Below are 19285 nucleotides of genomic sequence, written 5' to 3'. Positions count from 1 at the left end.
ATGACGTTGTGGACCAGCGCCGAAGCGGCAGAGGCAACGGGCGGAACTGTGACCTGCGACTGGGTGGCCAATGGCGTGTCCATCGACACCCGCACGATCCAACCGGGTGATTTGTTTGTCGCCCTCAAAGCGGCGCGTGACGGGCATGATTTCGTCGCCAATGCGCTGGCCGCTGGGGCCGGGGCGGCCTTGGTTACGCATATCCCGGAGGGGGTGGATGAAAACGCGCCGCTGTTGATCGTCGCAGATGTTCTGGAAGCGCTAGAGGCCATGGGCCGCCACGCCCGGGCACGCACAAGTGCACGTGTGGCCGCGATCACCGGATCGGTTGGCAAAACATCGACCAAAGAAATGTTGCGCGCCGCGCTGGCCGGGCAGGGCAATATTCACGTCGCCGAAGCCAGTTACAACAACCATTGGGGCGTGCCGCTGACGCTGGCGCGGATGCCGGCAAACACCGATTACGCCGTGCTGGAAATGGGCATGTCCAATCCCGGCGAAATTGCACCGCTGTCCAATATGGGCAAACCGCATGTGGCCATGGTCACCACCGTCGCCGCCGCTCATCTAGAGGCGTTTGAGGGTCTGGACGGGATTGCCCGCGAAAAGGGATCCATCTGTCAGGGGTTAGAACCCGGCGGCGTGGCGGTCCTGAACGGGGATCTGCCCACCAGTGACATTCTGCGCGATGCCGCAAACGGGTTTGACATACAGACCTTTGGCCAAAACGCAGCCAATGATTGGCGGCTGGACAACATCGCGATCACACCGGGTCAAACCACCGCCCAAGGGCAGGGGCCCAACGGGGCATTTGACCTGTTGATCAGCACCGAAGGCGCGCATTTTGCCGTCAATGCCATCGGCGCGTTGGCCGTGGCACAGGCGCTGGGGGCTGATTTTGACGCCGCCTTGGCGGGGATTGCCAATTGGTTGCCCCCAACCGGGCGTGGCACCCGTGAAGTTCTGAGCCTACCGACGGGTGACATTGACCTGATCGATGACGCGTTTAACGCCAATCCCACATCGCTGACTGCGTCACTGGGCATTTTGGCCGCGCTTGCCCCCAAACCGGGCGGGCGTCGGGTGGCGGTTCTGGGCGATATGCTGGAACTGGGACCACATGAGGCGGCGATGCACCGCGACATTGCCAATGATCCGTCTATGGCCGCCATTGACGTGGTGCATTGTGCCGGATTGCGGATGAAACACCTGTTTGACGCGCTGCCTGCCGACAAACGTGGCCAATGGGGCGAAACCGCAGATGTGCTGGCGCAAAGTGCGGCAAATCTGGTGCAGCCGCGGGATATTGTCCTGATCAAAGGATCAAAGGGCTCTTATGTGTCGCGCGTCGTTGACGCCCTGCGCAAATCGGGGCATGCGACCCCCAAGAAAAACGAAGAGGGTTGAATATATGTTGTATTGGTTGACGGCACTGTCGGATGGCGGGGATTTCTTTAACTTGTTCCGCTATATTTCGTTCCGCGCAGGCGGGGCGTTTATGACGGCGCTGATCTTTGGGTTTGTGTTTGGCAAACCGCTGATCAACGTGTTGCGCCGCAAACAAGGCAAAGGCCAACCCATTCGTGATGACGGCCCCGAAGGCCATTTCGTCAAAGCCGGCACCCCCACCATGGGTGGGCTGCTGATTGTGGGGGCGTTGTTGACGTCCACGCTGTTATGGGCGCGGCTGGACAACCCGTTTATCTGGATCGTGCTGTTTGTAACCATGTCCTTTGCGTTGATCGGGTTTGCCGATGATTATGCCAAGGTCAGCAAACAAAACACCGCCGGTGTTTCTGGCAAAATCCGCATCCTGTTGGGGCTGGTTATTTCCGCCATTGCCGGGTTCTGGGCCTCGCAATACCACCCCGAAGGGCTGCAAAACGCGGTGGCGCTGCCGGTATTCAAGGATACGTTGATCAATCTGGGCTTTTTCTTTGTGCCATTTGCGGTGATCGTCATTGTCGGCGCGGCAAATGCGGTGAACCTGACCGATGGTCTGGACGGGTTGGCGATTATGCCCGTGATGATTGCGGCAGGGACGTTTGGGATCATCGCCTACGCCGTGGGTCGGGTCGATTTTTCGGAATATCTGGATGTGCATTACGTGCCGGGCGCCGGTGAAATTCTGGTGTTTACCATGGGGTTGATCGGTGGCGGTTTGGGCTTTCTTTGGTATAATGCCCCACCTGCGGCCGTGTTCATGGGCGATACCGGATCGCTGGCACTGGGCGGTGGGTTAGGCGCGATTGCCGTGGCCACCAAACATGAAATTGTGCTGGCCATTGTGGGCGGTTTGTTTGTCGTCGAAGCCCTGTCCGTCATCATTCAGGTGTTCTATTTCAAACGCACCGGTAAACGCGTGTTTTTGATGGCGCCGATCCACCACCATTATGAAAAAAAGGGGTGGTCGGAACCAACCATCGTAATCCGGTTCTGGATCATTTCGGTTGTGCTGGCACTGATCGGGCTCGCGACGCTGAAATTGCGTTAATAGCGGGTTAACATGTGACTTGGACTTCGCTAGAGTAGGCGCACGAAATTGTCTCAAGTAATTGTGAGTGAGAGAACGTCAAATGTCTTTTAAGTCCAAATTAAAAACGACCGCGGCTGCGGGTTTGCTCGCCATGGTGTCAATGCCTGCATCTGCGTTCAGCATTGATGTCAACTTTGGCAGCGGGCTGACCTCTAGCCAACAAAGCGTGTTCACGGCGGCCGAAAATTTCTGGGAAAGCGTGATTCTGGGATACCGTTTTGATGCGGGGATCGTTGATCCGGTTCAGATCAGTGCATCTGGCGTGGCCATTGATGGTGTCAGTGGCACGCTGGGCCGGGCTGGGCCATTATCAGGACGTGGGATCGCGGGGTCATATGCCTATGCGACGACCGGTATCATGGAATTTGACACCGCAGATTTGCTGGCACTGGAAAGCAGCGGTCGTTTGCTTGATGTGATTGTGCATGAAATGGCACATGTGCTTGGATTGGGCACGGTTTGGAGCTTGATGGGCAATCTTTATGTTGAGGGATCTGGCCAATATACCGGCGCGCATGCCTTGGCAGCCTATCAAAACGAATGTGATGCCTCTGCAACCTATATCCCCGTCGAAGAAGACGGCGGCGCCGGGACGGCAGGCGCTCATTGGGATGAAAACTGGGCCTGTGGTCCGGATGCGTTGATGACTGGCTATCTGGGTGGTCCGGCCACTGTCACCTACACGTCGATCGCGCAATTTGCCGATTTGGGATACGAAGTGATCCCAGCGCCGTCTTTGCCTGCGGTTCCGGTTCCCGGCAGTCTGGCCCTGATGGGGTCGGGGCTGGTAGCCTTTGCAGGGTTGCGTCGCCGTCGTCGTAAATCTGCCTAAGCGTGGTGCGCTACGTTGAACGATTTATGTCAGCGTCCCTGATCGGGGCGCTGATTGTCGTTTTGGCCCCCTATTCTATGGCCCAAACCCATTCTACAGAGGTTTGTACATTTGACGCCGATGCGACATTGCAACTGGATGTGAACGGGGCTGACGAATTGCGTGATCCTGCATTGATCACGGTGTTTGGTTCCGGCGAATATGTCGCCCGCAAATCGTTTGATAGCACAGATATTCTATCGGGCACACAATCCGCAGATGCCGCAATGGACCTCTTACAACAGGCGCAGACCGCAATTCTAAACGCCCAATTCCTGGCGGATCCTGCCCCGGCCTTTGGGCAATTTGCAGATACGCGCACATCGCATTTTTTGCTGATTGCGGGGGATTGCCGGCAGGAATTTTCGATCGATGGCCTGTCATTTAAGGCGCGCGATCAGGCGTCACTTGTTGATCTGCGCCGCATCGAAATCACATTGCTAGAGCTGCTGGCCCGCGTGCAAAACCCAGTTGCACCAGCGCAAAACTAGCGCTACGTCAAAACAGCGCCGGGGCAGCGTGTTGCTATTTCGGTGTCTGATCCAAAGTATAGCCCAGACAAAACGACCCGCACCGCGCACTAAATTCGTTTCGATGCGGCACCAAAAAGGAACATCACGTGATCCCAGTCCAAGGTTTCAAAGGCCAGAATGTCGCTGTTTTGGGGTTAGGCCGATCCGGGATCACCGCTGCGCGGGCGTTGCAGGCGGGGGGGGCAACCCCGATTTGTTGGGATGACGGCGTCGCGGGTCAGGAACGGGCCAAGTCAGAAGGCTTCACCCTGCGTGACCTGAACAAACAATGCGCGTTTGACGGAATTTCCGCGCTGATCACGTCGCCGGGCATTCCGCATCTTTATCCAACAGCCCATCCTGTGATCGTAGCCGCTTGGGCGGCCGGGGTGCCGGTGGACAATGACATCGGTCTGTTTTTCCGGTCTTTTGCGACGCCCGAATGGAACAATTTCGAAACCCAGCCCAAGGTGATCGCCGTCACGGGCAGCAATGGGAAATCAACCACATCGGCCTTGATCCATCACATACTGAATGCGGCGGGGCGTCCGGCGCAATTGGCGGGCAATATCGGCATCGGTGTACTGGATATCGAACCGCCACTGGACGGCGATGTGGTGGTGTTGGAATTGTCCAGCTATCAAACCGATCTGGCGCGGTCCCTGACCCCGGATGTGGCGATCCTGACCAACCTATCCCCGGATCATCTGGATCGGCATGCCGGTCCGGGGGGCTATTTCGCCGCCAAACGCCGCCTATTTGCCGAAGGCGGCCCTGACCGGGCCATCATTGGTATCGACGAACCAGAAGGCCAGTATCTGGCCAACCAATTGGTCGAAACCCTTGCCGATGATCGTCTGATCCGCGTGTCATCGGGGCAGAAAATCACCGGAATGGGCTGGTCGGTTTTTGCCCGCAAAGGGTTCCTGTCTGAACACCGCAAAGGCCGTCAGGTGGCGTCAATTGATTTGCGCAAAATTGCCGGTCTGCCGGGCGCACATAACCATCAAAATGCCTGCGCCGCCTATGCGGCCTGCCGCACGCTGGGATTGGCCCCACGTCAGGTCGAGGCCGGATTGCAATCCTATCCCGGCCTGCCACACCGGTCGCAAATGATCTCTGAAATCAACGGGGTGCGTTATGTGAACGATAGCAAAGCCACCAATGTTGATGCCGCTGCCAAAGCGTTGCAAGCCTTTGACAATATCCGCTGGATTTGTGGCGGTTTGGAAAAAGAAGGCGGTTTGGACACGTTATTGCCGTTCACCAAGTCGGTCACCAAAGCCTATGTGATCGGCCGCGAAGCTGCACAATTTGCCCTGCAATTGAAAGGCGTTGAGGTGGCCGTGTGTACGTCCATGGAAAATGCCGTGCAACAGGCGGCGGCGGATGCGCAATCTGGGGATGTGGTGCTGTTGGCGCCTGCGGCGGCCAGTTTTGATCAATATGACAGTTTCGAAAAACGCGGCGATGATTTTGTGGCGCAGGTCAACGCAGTCACCGGGTGATTTAGGCCCGGTTCTGGATGGCATTGCCTGCCGCATGTCCAGACGACCACGCCCATTGAAAATTATAGCCCCCCAGCCAGCCGGTTACATCCACCGCTTCGCCGATGACATACAATCCGGGCAGGGCTTTGACCTCCATGGTTTTGGATGACAGCGCATTGGTGTCGATGCCGCCCAATGTGACCTCGGCGGTGCGGTATCCTTCGGTGCCGGTGGGTTTTAGACACCAGTCGCGCAGCGCCGTCACCAGCGTCGTCAACGTATCATCGTTCTGATCCGCCAGACGTCCCTGAACCCCCAGATCATCGGCCAGAAAATCAACCAACCGCGCCGGTAGATGCCGGGACAGTTCGGTTTTCAAGTCATGGCGTCCGGATGTCTGGCGCTGCTGTCGCAAAGTGTCCAACAATTGCCCCGCCGGGTCCAAATCCAGATGGATCTGTTCGCCGTCCTGCCAAAACGATGAAATCTGCAACATTGCCGGGCCAGACAGGCCGCGATGGGTGAATAACAGCGCCTCGGGGAATATGTCGCCGCGCTCGGCGCGCGCCTGTACCGGCAGGGCCAGCCCCGACAATCCGGCAAATTGCGCATCCGAAAACGTGAACGGCACCAGACCCGCGCGGGTGTCTGTGACCGGCACGTCAAATTGCGCGGCGATCTGATAGGCCAGCCCGGTGGCGCCCATTTTCGGGATCGATTTGCCGCCCGTGGCCAGTACCAGATTACGACAGGTGACTTTGTGCACTTTGCCTTCGCGTTTCATCGCAACGGCAAACCCATCCGCAGTTTTGGTGACGTTTAGAATGCTGGTGCGCAGCCACAAATCGGTGCCGGCCTTTTTAGCCTCATCCACCAGCATCTGAACAATCTGTTTGGCCGAATTGTCGCAAAACAGCTGACCCAGCGTTTTTTCGTGATAGGCGATGCCGTGGCGATTGACCAAATCAAGGAAATCCCACTGCGTATATCGGCTGAGGGCGGATTTGCAGAAATGCGGATTGCCCGACAGAAAATTCGCAGGCCCGGCATACATATTGGTGAAATTACAGCGTCCACCGCCGGAAATGCGGATTTTTTCACCCGGCGCTTTGGCGTGATCTACTAGCATCGTGTCAGGCCCGGCATGGGCTGCGCACATCAGGCCCGCGGCCCCCGCACCAAGGATAAGTGTGTTTACTTGCATCCGCAGGGGATGCCTGTTTGTCGCCGCGCTGACAAGGGGGCATCGGACTGGGCATTTTCCCCGCGCGCCTTGCGTCAAAGGACTGGAAAACGCGAATCACTTGGGGTAGGGTTGGGGTCAGACCCGGAAAACGGGCAGGTATTTGAGGCATAGGCGGTATTTTCCATGACAGAGATGGTCCATGGCACGATTCCAGTGGTGGCGGGTGATCCCGTATTGCCACGTTGGTGGCGCACAATCGATAAATGGACGATGACATGTATTTTGTCGCTGTTCGGGATCGGCTTGTTGTTGGGGTTTGCATCCTCACCGCCCTTGGCCGCCGATAATGGCCTAGAGCCGTTTTATTACGTCAAACGTCAGGCGCAATTTGGCACAATCGCAATGATCGTGATGTTTGTGACGTCGATGATGTCGCCGCAATTGGTCCGCCGTTTGGGGGTGATCGGGTTTATCGGCGCGTTCATCGCGCTGGCCTTTCTGCCTTGGCTGGGGACTGATTTTGGCAAAGGCGCTGTGCGCTGGTATTCGTTTGGTTTTGCCTCGGTGCAGCCATCAGAATTTCTAAAACCCGGATTTGTGATCATCGCCGCATGGTTCATGGCCGCAAGCCAGGAATTGGGCGGCCCACCGGGCAAACTTTACTCCTTTATCCTAGCGATTATGATTGTCGCCATGCTGGCGCTGCAACCTGATTTTGGCCAAGCCTGCTTGGTTTTGTTTGCTTGGGGCGTGATGTATTTTGTCGGCGGTGCGTCGATGGCGTTGTTGCTGGGGATCGCCGGTCTGGTGATTGTCGCGGGCATGTTTGCCTATAGCAATTCCGAACATTTTGCCCGCCGCATTGATGGGTTTTTGAACCCCGAAGTCGATCCCACCACGCAGCTGGGATACGCCGCCAATGCCATCCGCGAAGGTGGGTTTTTCGGCGTTGGTGTGGGCGAAGGCGAAGTGAAATGGTCGCTGCCAGATGCCCATACGGATTTCATCATCGCTGTCGCCGCAGAAGAATACGGCCTGTTGTTGGTGCTGGTTATTGTGGCCATTTACGCCGCCATTGTGATCCGGTCGCTGCTGCGACTGGTGCGCGAACGTGACCCGTTTATCCGGCTGGCTGGCACGGGGCTTGCTTGTTCGTTTGGCGTGCAGGCGTTTATCAATATGGGTGTGGCGATCCGGATTTTGCCCGCCAAAGGCATGACGCTTCCGTTTGTGTCATACGGCGGTTCTTCGCTCATTGCGGGGGGGATTGCATTAGGGATGTTGCTGGCCTTTACCAGATCGCGTCCACAGGGCGAGATTGAGGATATCCTGCGTAAGGGACGCTAAGTCATGACTGCCCCACAAACTGGCCAGATTGCTCCGTTGATGATTATTGCAGCCGGGGGGACCGGTGGTCACATGTTCCCGGCCCAAGCCTTGGCCGAAGCGATGCTGGCACGGGGCTGGCGGGTGCGCCTGTCAACGGATGCGCGCGGCGCACGTTATGCTGGCGGGTTTCCGGACGCGGTTGATATCCAACAGGTGAATTCAGCGACCTTTGCGCGCGGTGGTATCGTGGCCAAATTGGCTGTGCCGTTTCGCATTCTGGGCGGCGTTTTGGGAGCGATGAAACGGTTTCGCGCACAGCGCCCCGCCTTGGTTGTGGGGTTTGGTGGCTATCCGACCATCCCGGCCATGGGCGCTGCGTTTTTGATGAAATTGCCCCGGATGATCCATGAACAAAATGGCGTGCTGGGTCGGGTGAACAAAGTGTTTGTGTCCCGCGTGGATGGCATTGCCTGCGGCACATGGCCGACCGATCTGCCCGAAGGCATCACCGGCGTGGATACCGGAAATCCGGTGCGATCCGCCGTGTTGGACCGGGCCGGGTCTGGCTATATCGCGCCGGGCGATTACCCGATGTCGATCCTGGTGATCGGCGGATCCCAAGGCGCGCGTATCCTGTCAGACATCGTGCCCCCGGCCATTTCCGCATTGCCGCGCGAAATCCGAAATCTGGTGCGCGTATCCCATCAGGCCCGCGCCGAAGATCTGGACCGTGTGGCGCAATATTACGCTGACGAAGGCATCAATGCCGATGTGCAGACTTTCTTCACCGATATTCCCGAACGCATGTCCGAGGCGCAATTGGTCATTTCACGATCAGGTGCGTCCAGCGTGGCGGATATTTCGGTCATTGGGCGGCCATCGATCCTGATCCCCTTTGCCGCCGCAACAGGCGATCACCAAACCGCCAATGCGCGCGGATTGGTGGATGCAGGCGCGGCCATCATCATCCCCGAAAGCCAGCTAGAGGTTGCCCCGCTGGCCGAACAAATCGAATTGGTTCTCAGCCAGCCGCGTGCCGCAACCATGATGGCGCAGGCGGCCTTGGGCTTTGGCAAACCGGACGCAACGGATCGTCTGGTGGCCATGGTTCTGGACTTGGCTGATGTGTAAAGAGCAGGAAAATAACAAATGGACGGACGCCCGGATATGAATGCTGCAACAAAACTGCCTCTTGATGTGGGCGCCCTTCATTTCGTCGGCATCGGCGGTATTGGCATGTCTGGCATCGCCGAAGTGTTGCTGAACCATGGTTATGTGGTGCAGGGATCTGACCTGAAATCGTCAAAGATCACCAAACGGCTGGAAACGCTGGGCGCTTTGGTGTTCGAAGGCCAACGCGCCGAAAATCTGGAAGGCGCCGAAGTTGTGGTGATTTCATCGGCCATTAAACCGGGCAATCCCGAACTGGACGAAGCGCGCCGTCGCGGATTGCCGGTTGTGCGCCGCGCCGAAATGCTGGCCGAATTGATGCGGTTGAAATCCAACGTGGCCGTTGCGGGCACCCATGGGAAAACCACCACAACCACCATGGTTGCGGCCCTGCTGGATCACGGCAACTTTGACCCCACCGTGATCAATGGCGGCATCATTCACGCCTATGATTCCAACGCCCGTGTGGGCGACGGCGAATGGATGGTTGTCGAGGCCGATGAAAGCGACGGCACATTCAATCGCCTGCCAGCCACCATTGCGATTGTGACCAATATCGACCCTGAACATATGGAACATTGGGGCACCGAGGAAAACCTGCACCAAGGTTTTCTTGATTTTGTGTCCAACATTCCGTTTTACGGTCTGGCTGTGTGCTGTACCGATGATCCGGATGTGCAGACTTTGGTCGGGAAAATCACCGATCGCCGGCTGGTGACCTATGGATTTAACGCGCAGGCTGATGTGCGGGCGGTTAATCTGACGTTCAAAAACGGCCAATCCTATTTCGACGTGCACTTGCAAAACGAAGACGCCGTGATCGAAGGCTGCATGTTGCCCATGCCCGGTGAACACAACGTGTCCAACGCCTTGTCGGCCGTGGCCGTGGCGCGGCATCTGGGCATGAAGCTGGATGAAATCCGCGATGCACTGGCTGGGTTCAAAGGCGTCAATCGCCGTTTCACCAAGGTTGGTGAATGGAAAGGCATCCCAATCATCGACGATTACGGCCACCACCCGGTTGAAATCGCCGCCGCCCTAAAGGCCGCGCGTCAATCCTGCGAAGGCCGCGTGATTGCCGTGCATCAACCCCACCGGTTCACCCGTCTGCGCGATCTGTTTGGGGATTTCTGCAACTGCTTTAACGATGCGGATGTTGTGGCCATTGCCGATATTTTCGCCGCGGGCGAGGACCCAATCGAAGGGGCAGGGCGCGATGATCTGGTTGCCGGTCTGATCCGCGCCGGGCACCGCCACGCCCGCGCCATCCACGACGAGGCAGATCTGGAACGTCTGGTGCGCGAACAAGCCCGCGAAGGGGATATTGTGGTGTGTCTTGGCGCCGGGACCATCAGCGCGTGGGCCAATGGTTTGCCGCAACGGTTGAACGGCAAATGAAATTGCGGGCCGCGATATTTGGCTTGATGGCGACCATGCCCAACATACTTTGGGCGGGCTGTAATTACGATCTGGTCACAGTGTCCACTTGGGAAATTACCCCAATTGATGATCGCACCAACCTGTTGCGCACCCATTTGGGTTGGCAGGGCGATGGGATTGTTCGGATGATTGATGGATCCGTTGAATTCAAAGATGTTTTAGGCGGCCGCATCGCGTCGTTTGCCTTGAACCGCGACGAATTTCACATTCCAGGTCGTATCATTGTCCAAGAAGGCCGCTGGGGTCCGCACACATTTGAACGCCTGTTGGATATGAACTTTGACGATGTGGTGACGTCGGTTTGCGTGCGCGGCATTGTGCATGACGATGGCCGAGTTGAGCAGTTTTAAACATGAGCACGGAATGGATCATCGCAGGGGTCATGGTGCTGTCAGCGATGTTGGCCTTTGGCAAATATCTGCGCCTGCTGGTCTGGTCCTTTGCTTTGATGTTTTTCGGTCTTTTGGCGTTTAACGTCTATTCAGGCGGCGACGGTGCGGGCGCGCTGTTTGCCCTTGGCGGCGGCCTGTCAGTTGTGGGGCCTGTGCGACGCATTCTGTTTCGATCCATGCTCGGCTGATCCAAATCCAAACCATCAAATGGGCGCTTGATTCAAGTCATGGCTCCTTTTGGGCTGTGGGATAGACTCCGATACGAAAAGGAGCTGCACCATGGCTGAATATCTAAAACGTCGCATCGGGTTGGGCCTGTTGATCACTTATGGCGTGGGCGTCATGGTGGGGGCTGGGATTTACGTCTTGGTGGGCGCGGTGGCCGGGGCGGCGGGCATTTGGGCGCCGCTTTCCTTTGCGCTGGCCGGGCTGATCGCGGCGCCATCAGCGCTCTCTTACGCAGAATTATCTACCCGCATCCCCGAAGCCGCGGGCGAAGCCGCCTATATCGAAAAAGGGCTGGGCTTGCACCATCTGGCGGTGTTGGTTGGGCTGGCGATTGTTATGGCCGGGACGATTTCATCTGCGGCCGTATTGCGGGGCGGCACGGGGTATTTGCTGGGCATTCTGGATGTGCCACAAACATGGTTGATCATCGGATTGGGCGTGTTTTTAACCGGTGTGGCCATTATTGGCGTGCTCGAAAGCCTTGCTTTGGCGGCGTTGTTCACCATCGTCGAAGTGATCGGCCTGTTTTTGGTCGTTGGTGCCGGGTTTAACGCGCCGGTTCTGGCAGATTGGTCGGTTTTGCCGGATCAAACCATGCTGGTGGGCATTGGTCTGGGGGCCAGTTTGGCGTTTTTTGCCTTTATCGGGTTCGAAGACATCGTGAACATGGCCGAAGAGGTCAAAGATCCGACCCGCACCTTGCCCCGCGCCATTTTGATATCCCTGATTGTGACAACCTCGCTTTATATGCTGGTCACAATCGCGGCATTGCGCGGCGTGCCACCGGAGGCCTTGGCCAGCAGTGATCGCCCGCTGGTGTTGGTTTGGGAAACCGGAACAGGGCGCAGCGCAGAGTTTCTGGCCGTGATCGCCTTGGTTGCGGCGTTAAATGGCGCCTTGGCGCAGATCGTGATGGCGGCGCGGGTGATGTTTGGCCTAGGCAAGCGATCCCCCCGTTTGGCGCTGTTTCATCAGGTAACCCCCCGTTTTGGCACGCCTTTGCGGGCCACCATCCTATTGGGCGGCGGTGTGATCTTTGCGGCGTTGATGCTGCCTGTCGCTGCGTTGGCAGAATTGGCATCGGGTTTGTTGCTGTCGGTGTTTTTGCTGGTGAACTTGTCCCTGATCCGGCTGAAACGCCGTGAACCAGATGCCCCATTCAAAGTGGCCACATGGATCCCATGGGCAGGCTTATTGGCAGCGTTTGCAGCCTTGGTTTTTTCCGGTATAGGAGGAGTATGAGCACCCCATTGATCCTTGGCTGTTTCTGGGTATTGGCCGCAACATGTGTTGCGATGTTGCCGATGCGGTTTCAGTTTATCCCCGGTTTCGCCCTGCTAATTGCCGCCCCGATCCTGATCGGCTGGATTGGTATGGAACATGGCTGGACCTATGCGGCAATCGGGGCTTTTGCCTTTGTGTCGATGTTTCGCAGGCCGCTGGCCTATTACCTGCGCAAAGCGATAGGGCGCGATAGCCAAGAACGGACACCGCAATGACTTGGTCGATGATGGCGGCCTTTGTTTGGCTGATCGCGGCCAATCTGTTGGGGATGTTGCCCAGCAAAGACAATCATTGGCGTCGGGCCTATGTGTTGATTGGCGTCGGCATCCCTGTTTTGGGGTGGGTGTTTTGGGAAAACCCGGTCTGGATTGGGGTGATTGTTCTGATTGCCGGACTGTCGGTGCTGCGTTGGCCGGTGATTTATCTGGGCCGGTGGGTGCGTCGGGTTTCAGGCCAATAACGTGATCCAATTGGGTGCCTACGGCACGCAGGTTTAGCACGACCCTGACGGGCCGTACCGTTGGCGCGTGTTGCAAACGAATTGCCCCTTGCAGGACGGGCGCGATTGCCGCTAATTCAGAGCATGTTAAATTTTGATTTACCACCTGTGCGTGGCACTTTGACCCCAAATCGTGACCTGTCTGATCTAACCTGGATGCGGGTTGGCGGCGCGGCAGATGTGTTGTTTCAGCCCGCTGACAGCGATGATTTGGCGGCGTTTCTGGCGGCATTGCCTGCGGATGTGCCGGTGTTCACCATGGGGGTCGGGTCCAACCTGATCATCCGGGATGGCGGTGTGCGCGGGGTTGTGATCCGTATGGGCCGTGGGTTCAACGGCTGTGATGTGGATGGTGACCATGTTGTCGCGGGCGCCGCGGCTTTGGATGCACGGGTGGCGCGGATCGCGGCGGCTGCGGGGCGTGATTTGACATTTCTGCGCACAATTCCGGGCACAATTGGCGGTGCTGTACGGATGAATGCAGGCTGTTATGGGGCCTATATGGCGGATGTGTTTCATTCTGCGCGTGGATTTACCCGCACAGGAGAGGCGATAACCCTAACGGCAACTGATCTGAACTTTGCCTATCGTCACAGCGACATGCCCGACGGGTTTGTCGTCACATCCGTCACAATGAAGGCCCCCGCCGGGGATCCAGAAACACTGGAAACGCGGATGGCGGATCAGCTGGCCAAACGCGATGAAAGCCAACCCACAAAGGACCGCACCGCTGGCAGCACGTTCCGCAATCCGGCTGGATTTAGTTCCACCGGGCGTGCGGATGACACCCATGATTTGAAAGCCTGGAAGGTCATTGACAACGCTGGCATGCGTGGGGCCACACGTGGCGGCGCGGTGATGAATGTGAAACATTCCAATTTCCTGACCAATGCGGGCGGCGCAACCGCCGCAGATCTGGAAGGATTGGGCGAAGACGTGCGGAAAAAGGTTTACGATTCAAGCGGTATCACGCTAGAATGGGAAATTATGAGGGTCGGCGAAACGACCCCAGAATAAATGGTGCGGATTTAGGGATCTAACGGCAGGTTAGACCCCCAACAGGGCAAAAGCGAATAATCGCAACAAGCGAAGCGCGAGCCCGGAAACGAGGCGGTGGGAATGTCGAGCAGGGCAACCCGCAAAATTTGTGTATTGATGGGTGGACCATCGGCCGAGCGAGAGGTGTCTCTGAGCTCGGGCAAGGAATGTGCCGAAGCGCTGCGCGTCGCTGGTTTCAACGTGGTTGAGCTGGATGCCGGTCCCAATCTGGTGGCCGATCTGCAAGCGATTGCGCCGGATGCAGTGTTTAACGCATTGCATGGCCGCTGGGGCGAAGACGGCGTGGTGCAGGGCGTGCTGGAATGGATGCGCATTCCCTATACACATTCGGGCGTTTTGTCGTCGGCGCTGGCCATGGACAAAGAAAAGACCAAAGAAACACTGCGCGCTGCGGGATTGCCCGTCGCCAACAGCGTTCTGGCGGATCGCGATGTGGTCGAGGCGCAGCATGTGCTGGACCCGCCCTATGTGGTGAAACCCTATAACGAAGGGTCATCTGTCGGCGTTTATTTGGTGCATGATGGGGCCAATACGCCGCCCAAACTGGCCGCGGACATGCCACAAACCCTGATGGTCGAAGATTTCATTCCGGGGCGCGAACTGACAACGGCCGTTTTGGTGGATCGTGCCCTGACGGTGACCGATATCCTGACTGACACCTGGTATGATTATGACGCCAAATACAAAGAAGGCGGGTCCAAACATGTGCTGCCTGCGGATATTCCGTCAGACATCTTTGACGCCTGTATGGAATATGCATTGCGCGCGCATACCGCATTAGGGTGTCGCGGGTTGAGCCGGACGGATTACCGCTGGGACGATACCAAAGGGTTGGATGGCTTGATCATCCTTGAAACCAACACCCAGCCGGGCATGACGCCCACATCACTGGCCCCTGAACAGGCGGCGTTTTGCGGGGTTACTTTCCCCGAACTCTGCGCCCAGTTGGTCGAGGAGGCCTCATGCGACCGGTAAACCAAACCCCTTATCGTGATCCGGCCCCATCCCGGTGGCGTTATAAACTGCACCGTTTGATGCTGACGCCGCTATTCCGCGCGTTTTTGCGCATCGGTCTGCCGGTTTTTGTCACCGTGTTTATTGCCGGCGTTTGGTTTTCCAATGATGCAAACCGGCAAATGCTGGTCGATCAGATTGCTTCGGCCAAAGACGCCATCGAAAGCCGCGAAGAATTCAGCGTCAAGATGATGGCTGTGGACGGGGCAGATGATGCGCTGGTTGCGGAAATTCGTCGGGTTTTGCCGATCAAATTCCCGACCTCGTCCTTTGATCTGAACCTAGAAGCCGACCGTGAAACAGTCGCCGCGCTTGGCGCTGTTGAATCAGCCACCATTCGCATTCGCCCCGGCGGTGTTTTGCAGGTCGATGTTGTGCAGCGCACACCGGTTGCGGTCTGGCGCGCCTCAGATGGGCTGCGGTTGGTGGATATGTCCGGCGCCATCATCGGGCCATTGCACGCACGTGCGGATCGGGCCGATTTGCCGCTGGTTGTCGGGGACGGCGCACGCGAAGCATTAGGCGAGGCGTTGGAAATCTACGCCGCTGCGGCCCCATTGGGGGACCGGATGCGCGGATTGGTGCGCATGGGTGAACGCCGCTGGGATATCGTTCTGGACCGCGAGCAACGTATTTTGCTACCGGATGAACATCCTGTAGCGGCCTTGGAACGGGTCATTGCCTTTGATCAGGCGCAGGAAATGCTGAACCGGGACATCAAAGTTGTGGATATGCGCAATATGGCGCGTCCCACCATCCGACTAAATGAAATGGCACAGGCGTTTTTTCGGGCGCCCGTAGAAGCAAGTAATTGAATAAAAACAAAAACAAGCAGGCGGAATAAAGTAATGCGCGAGCTATACGAAACCCAGAGAGCCATGCGCACCATGCGCAAAGCGGCGATGCAACGTGGTGTAATTGCGGCCTTGGATGTGGGATCATCCAAAGTGGCCTGTCTGGTTTTGCGATTTGACGGCCCGGAACAGTTTAAGGATTCCGACGGGGTTGGATCCATGGCGGGGCAGTCTTCGTTTCGGGTGATCGGTGCGGCGACAACCCGGTCGCGTGGCGTGAAATTTGGCGAAGTGGACGCCATGCAGGAAACCGAACGCGCGATCCGCACCGCCGTTCAGGCGGCTCAGAAAATGGCCAATGTGCGTGTTGACCACGTGATTGCCTGCCTGTCTGGCGCGCGTCCTAAATCCTACGGATTGGACGGAGCGGTGGATATTCAGGACGGCAATGTCACGGATGCTGATATTGGCCGGGTTCTGGCCGCATGCGATGTGCCAGACATTGGTATGGGCCGCGAAGTGCTGCATGCGCAGCCGGTGAACTTTGCTTTGGATCACCGGTCGGGTTTGGGTGACCCGCGCGGGCAGATCGGCAATCAGCTGACCACGGATATGCATCTGTTGACGGTCGAAGCGACGGCTATTCAGAACATTCTATATTGTATCAAACGCTGTGATCTAGAAGTGGCCGGGATCGCGTCCGCCGGATATGCCAGCGCCATGTCGAGCCTGGTTGAGGATGAACAGGAACTGGGCGCGGCCTGTATTGATATGGGTGGCGGATCGACGACACTGACCGTCTTCATGAAGAAACACATGATCTATGCGGATTCTGTGCGGATGGGCGGCGATCACGTGACCGGTGATATTTCGATGGGTCTGCAAGTGCCCGTTGCCACGGCCGAACGGATGAAGACATTTTATGGCGGCGTTGTCGCCACTGGGATGGATGATCGCGATCAGATCGAAATCGGCGGCAATACCGGCGATTGGGAACATGATCGGCGCACAGTGAGCCGCGCAGAACTGATCGGCATTATGCGCCCCCGCGTCGAAGAGATTCTGGAAGAGGTGCGCCTGCGTCTGGATGCGGCGGGCTTTGAACATCTGCCCAGCCAACAGATTGTGTTGACCGGTGGCGCAAGCCAAATTCCCGGTCTGGACGGTTTGGCGTCGCGCATTTTGGGTCAACAAGTGCGTCTTGGACGTCCGTTGCGGGTGCAGGGTCTGCCTCAGGCGGCCACTGGTCCGGCCTTTAGCTCTGCTGTGGGGCTGTCATTGTTTGCCGCGCATCCCCAAGACGAATGGTGGGATTTCGAAATTCCCGCCGAACGTTATCCGGCCCGCAGCCTGAAACGGGCCGTGCGTTGGTTCCGCGACAATTGGTAATCCTGCAACCATTGCCAAATTATACCTTTGGTGGTGGGCTTTTCGGATTGGCAGCCTAGATATAGGTGTATAGACTATCAAGCAGGGGCCAAAAGAGCCCCGTTTGAGATAAAAATGAGGATAGCAGTATCTTCGAACACAAAAATGGGATCACCGCGCCTGACCGGGATGCGGACGGATTTCCTATGTATTGTGGGCGCTAAATACGCAAGATTTTGCCGATTGGGCCAAATCAAGCGATTTTACCCCCAAAATAGGACCACATTTTGTGGTCTTTTTGTGTTTTTGACGTGACCTTTTAGTCGCACGCCGCTAGGATCACGGTCATATAAGGATAAAACCGCCCCGGGACGGGTGGAATCAATCAGACAGGCGGACTGGTCCATGACTTTGAATCTTTCCCTTCCGGGACATGAAGAACTGAAGCCGCGCATCACAGTATTCGGTGTGGGTGGCGCAGGCGGTAATGCGGTTAACAACATGATCGAGCAACAGCTCGAAGGTGTTGAATTCGTCGTTGCCAACACAGATGCGCAAGCATTGCAGCAATCGAAATCTGAAGCGCGCATCCAAATGGGTGTCAAAGTGACCGAAGGTTTGGGGGCAGGGGCCCGCGCAACCGTCGGCGCCGCCGCCGCAGAAGAAAGCATCGAACAGATCGTCGATCATCTGGCGGGGGCACATATGTGTTTCATCACCGCTGGCATGGGCGGCGGTACCGGTACGGGGGCAGCCCCCATCATCGCGCAAGCCGCGCGTGAACTGGGTGTTCTGACCGTTGGTGTTGTCACCAAGCCGTTCCAGTTTGAAGGCCAAAAACGCATGCGTCAGGCCGAAGACGGCGTGGATGCCTTGCAAAAAGTGGTCGACACGCTGATCATCATTCCAAACCAGAACCTGTTCCGTTTGGCCAATGAAAACACCACCTTCACCGAAGCGTTTTCGCTGGCGGATGATGTGCTGTATCAAGGTGTTAAAGGCGTGACTGACCTGATGGTCCGTCCGGGCCTGATCAACCTCGACTTTGCGGATGTTCGTGCTGTGATGGACGAAATGGGCAAGGCGATGATGGGCACAGGCGAAGCTGACGGCGATAACCGCGCAGTTCAGGCCGCTGAAAAAGCGATTGCCAACCCATTGCTGGACGAAATCAGCCTCGAAGGCGCACGGGGTGTTCTGATCAACATCACCGGTGGCTACGATCTGACATTGTTCGAATTGGACGAGGCCGCGAACAAAATTCGCGAAAAAGTCGACCAAGAAGCCAACATCATCGTTGGGTCCACGCTGGACACCAACATGGAAGGCAAAATGCGCGTATCCGTTGTGGCAACAGGCATCGATGCGGTCGAAAGCCGCGCCGAAACACCATTGCCGCGCCGGTCTATGGCCGCCCCTTTGACTCAGCAAACCACCGCTGAAATGACCGAAGTGGCCGCGCCTGCGCCTGCGCAACAGGTTGCCCAGCAGCCTGTTCAGCAAGCGGCACCAGCCCAAGAGCCTCTGTTTGATGATTTCCAGGAAACGGCCCAAGAACAGGCCGAGGATATCTTTGAACCCATGCAGCGCGAAATGGACAGCTATCAGCAAGCGGCCACAGATGATGTGCCTCCGCCTGCTTATCAGCCCCGTCCAGAACCGGCCATGGATGCCACACCAGAAGTGTTTGTTGCGCCTCGTGCTCCATCCGCTGGTACGCCATCCGCCGATGCAATGGCCCGTTTGCATGCCGCAGTGTCGTCGCAGCCGCAGCGCCCAGCCGTTCAGGCCCGCACAACATCTGCGCCGCAACAGCAACCGGCGGCGGCCCCTGCTGCATCCGATGCAGACAAGCCACGGTTTGGGATCAATTCCCTGATCAACCGCATGACAGGTCACGGCGCAGAAGCTGCCCAGCCGCATGGCGCACAGGAACGGGCCCAGCCCCAAGTGCGCAACCTGCACGAAGAAGAAGTAGAGGCCGATCCAGAGCAAGAACGGATCGAAATCCCGGCATTCCTGCGTCGTCAGGCAAACTAATTTTGTAACATCTGTTGCAATAAAGTTTTTTAAAGGCTGCCTTCGGGTGGCCTTTTTGCTTATTTATCAAGGG

At 57.2% G+C, this 19285-nt stretch carries 19 protein-coding genes; 18 read left to right on the top strand and 1 reads right to left on the bottom strand.

Going from position 1 to position 19285, the window contains the following annotated elements; all coding sequences use genetic code 11:
• The 5 genes from murF (at position 1) to murD (ending at position 5427) form a co-directional block, all read left to right on the top strand.
• Positions 1-1407: a UDP-N-acetylmuramoyl-tripeptide--D-alanyl-D-alanine ligase gene (murF, locus tag AB1F12_RS10635; RefSeq protein ID WP_368188353.1), complete on the top strand. Its 1407-nt coding sequence runs from the start codon at positions 1-3 to the stop codon at positions 1405-1407.
• Positions 1408-1411: 4 nt separating this feature from the next.
• Positions 1412-2494, top strand: a complete 1083-nt coding sequence (mraY, locus tag AB1F12_RS10630; RefSeq protein ID WP_368184175.1) for a phospho-N-acetylmuramoyl-pentapeptide-transferase — start codon at positions 1412-1414, stop codon at positions 2492-2494.
• Positions 2495-2576: 82 nt separating this feature from the next.
• On the top strand, positions 2577-3368 hold the full coding sequence (locus tag AB1F12_RS10625; protein WP_368184173.1) for a leishmanolysin-related zinc metalloendopeptidase: 792 nt from the start codon (positions 2577-2579) through the stop codon (positions 3366-3368).
• Positions 3369-3394: 26 nt separating this feature from the next.
• On the top strand, positions 3395-3898 hold the full coding sequence (locus tag AB1F12_RS10620) for a hypothetical protein (protein ID WP_368184171.1): 504 nt from the start codon (positions 3395-3397) through the stop codon (positions 3896-3898).
• Between the two features lie 128 nt (positions 3899-4026).
• Positions 4027-5427 (top strand): UDP-N-acetylmuramoyl-L-alanine--D-glutamate ligase, encoded by a 1401-nt coding sequence (gene murD / locus AB1F12_RS10615; RefSeq protein WP_368184169.1) that lies wholly within the window; start codon positions 4027-4029, stop codon positions 5425-5427.
• A gap of 1 nt (position 5428) precedes the next feature.
• Here murD and AB1F12_RS10610 read toward each other — a convergent pair whose 3' ends face one another.
• Complete coding sequence (locus tag AB1F12_RS10610) at positions 5429-6613, bottom strand: NAD(P)/FAD-dependent oxidoreductase (RefSeq protein ID WP_368184166.1); 1185 nt, start codon at positions 6611-6613, stop codon at positions 5429-5431.
• A gap of 165 nt (positions 6614-6778) precedes the next feature.
• Between AB1F12_RS10610 and ftsW the strand changes: the two genes are divergently transcribed.
• The 13 genes from ftsW to ftsZ all read left to right on the top strand — a co-directional run bounded on the left by ftsW (position 6779) and on the right by ftsZ (position 19212).
• Entirely contained in the window at positions 6779-7942 is a 1164-nt protein-coding gene (gene ftsW, locus AB1F12_RS10605) for a putative lipid II flippase FtsW (RefSeq protein WP_368184163.1), read from the top strand.
• Between the two features lie 3 nt (positions 7943-7945).
• A complete protein-coding gene (locus AB1F12_RS10600) occupies positions 7946-9055 on the top strand; it encodes a UDP-N-acetylglucosamine--N-acetylmuramyl-(pentapeptide) pyrophosphoryl-undecaprenol N-acetylglucosamine transferase (RefSeq protein ID WP_368184160.1) in 1110 nt (369 codons plus the stop codon).
• A gap of 36 nt (positions 9056-9091) precedes the next feature.
• Complete coding sequence (gene murC, locus AB1F12_RS10595) at positions 9092-10492, top strand: UDP-N-acetylmuramate--L-alanine ligase (protein WP_368188352.1); 1401 nt, start codon at positions 9092-9094, stop codon at positions 10490-10492.
• A complete protein-coding gene (locus AB1F12_RS10590) occupies positions 10489-10884 on the top strand; it encodes a hypothetical protein (protein WP_368184158.1) in 396 nt (131 codons plus the stop codon). The genes murC and AB1F12_RS10590 overlap by 4 nt, the downstream gene beginning before the upstream one ends.
• Before the next feature lie 2 nt (positions 10885-10886).
• Positions 10887-11114 (top strand): hypothetical protein, encoded by a 228-nt coding sequence (locus AB1F12_RS10585; RefSeq protein ID WP_368184157.1) that lies wholly within the window; start codon positions 10887-10889, stop codon positions 11112-11114.
• A gap of 91 nt (positions 11115-11205) precedes the next feature.
• Entirely contained in the window at positions 11206-12396 is a 1191-nt protein-coding gene (locus AB1F12_RS10580; RefSeq protein WP_368184155.1) for an APC family permease, read from the top strand.
• Entirely contained in the window at positions 12393-12653 is a 261-nt protein-coding gene (locus tag AB1F12_RS10575) for a DUF2484 family protein (RefSeq protein ID WP_368184153.1), read from the top strand. Before AB1F12_RS10580 ends, AB1F12_RS10575 begins: the two co-directional genes overlap by 4 nt.
• Positions 12650-12898, top strand: a complete 249-nt coding sequence (locus tag AB1F12_RS10570) for a DUF2484 family protein (RefSeq protein ID WP_368184151.1) — start codon at positions 12650-12652, stop codon at positions 12896-12898. Before AB1F12_RS10575 ends, AB1F12_RS10570 begins: the two co-directional genes overlap by 4 nt.
• A gap of 123 nt (positions 12899-13021) precedes the next feature.
• Positions 13022-13954 (top strand): UDP-N-acetylmuramate dehydrogenase, encoded by a 933-nt coding sequence (gene murB, locus AB1F12_RS10565; RefSeq protein ID WP_368188350.1) that lies wholly within the window; start codon positions 13022-13024, stop codon positions 13952-13954.
• 102 nt (positions 13955-14056) lie between these two features.
• Complete coding sequence (locus tag AB1F12_RS10560; RefSeq protein WP_368184148.1) at positions 14057-14971, top strand: D-alanine--D-alanine ligase; 915 nt, start codon at positions 14057-14059, stop codon at positions 14969-14971.
• Positions 14959-15825, top strand: coding sequence for a cell division protein FtsQ/DivIB (locus AB1F12_RS10555; RefSeq protein ID WP_368184146.1), 867 nt, complete (start codon positions 14959-14961; stop codon positions 15823-15825). The genes AB1F12_RS10560 and AB1F12_RS10555 overlap by 13 nt, the downstream gene beginning before the upstream one ends.
• A 33-nt stretch (positions 15826-15858) precedes the next feature.
• Positions 15859-17193, top strand: a complete 1335-nt coding sequence (ftsA, locus tag AB1F12_RS10550) for a cell division protein FtsA (RefSeq protein ID WP_368184145.1) — start codon at positions 15859-15861, stop codon at positions 17191-17193.
• Positions 17194-17577: 384 nt separating this feature from the next.
• Positions 17578-19212: a cell division protein FtsZ gene (ftsZ, locus tag AB1F12_RS10545; protein ID WP_368184144.1), complete on the top strand. Its 1635-nt coding sequence runs from the start codon at positions 17578-17580 to the stop codon at positions 19210-19212.
• Positions 19213-19285 lie beyond the last annotated feature (73 nt).

Origin of the sequence: Aestuariibius sp. HNIBRBA575, from assembly GCF_040932005.1 — a bacterium.
Lineage (GTDB): Bacteria > Pseudomonadota > Alphaproteobacteria > Rhodobacterales > Rhodobacteraceae > CANLNM01.
Note: the sequence above shows the minus strand (reverse complement) of the source record. Positions and strands in the feature narration are given on the sequence as shown.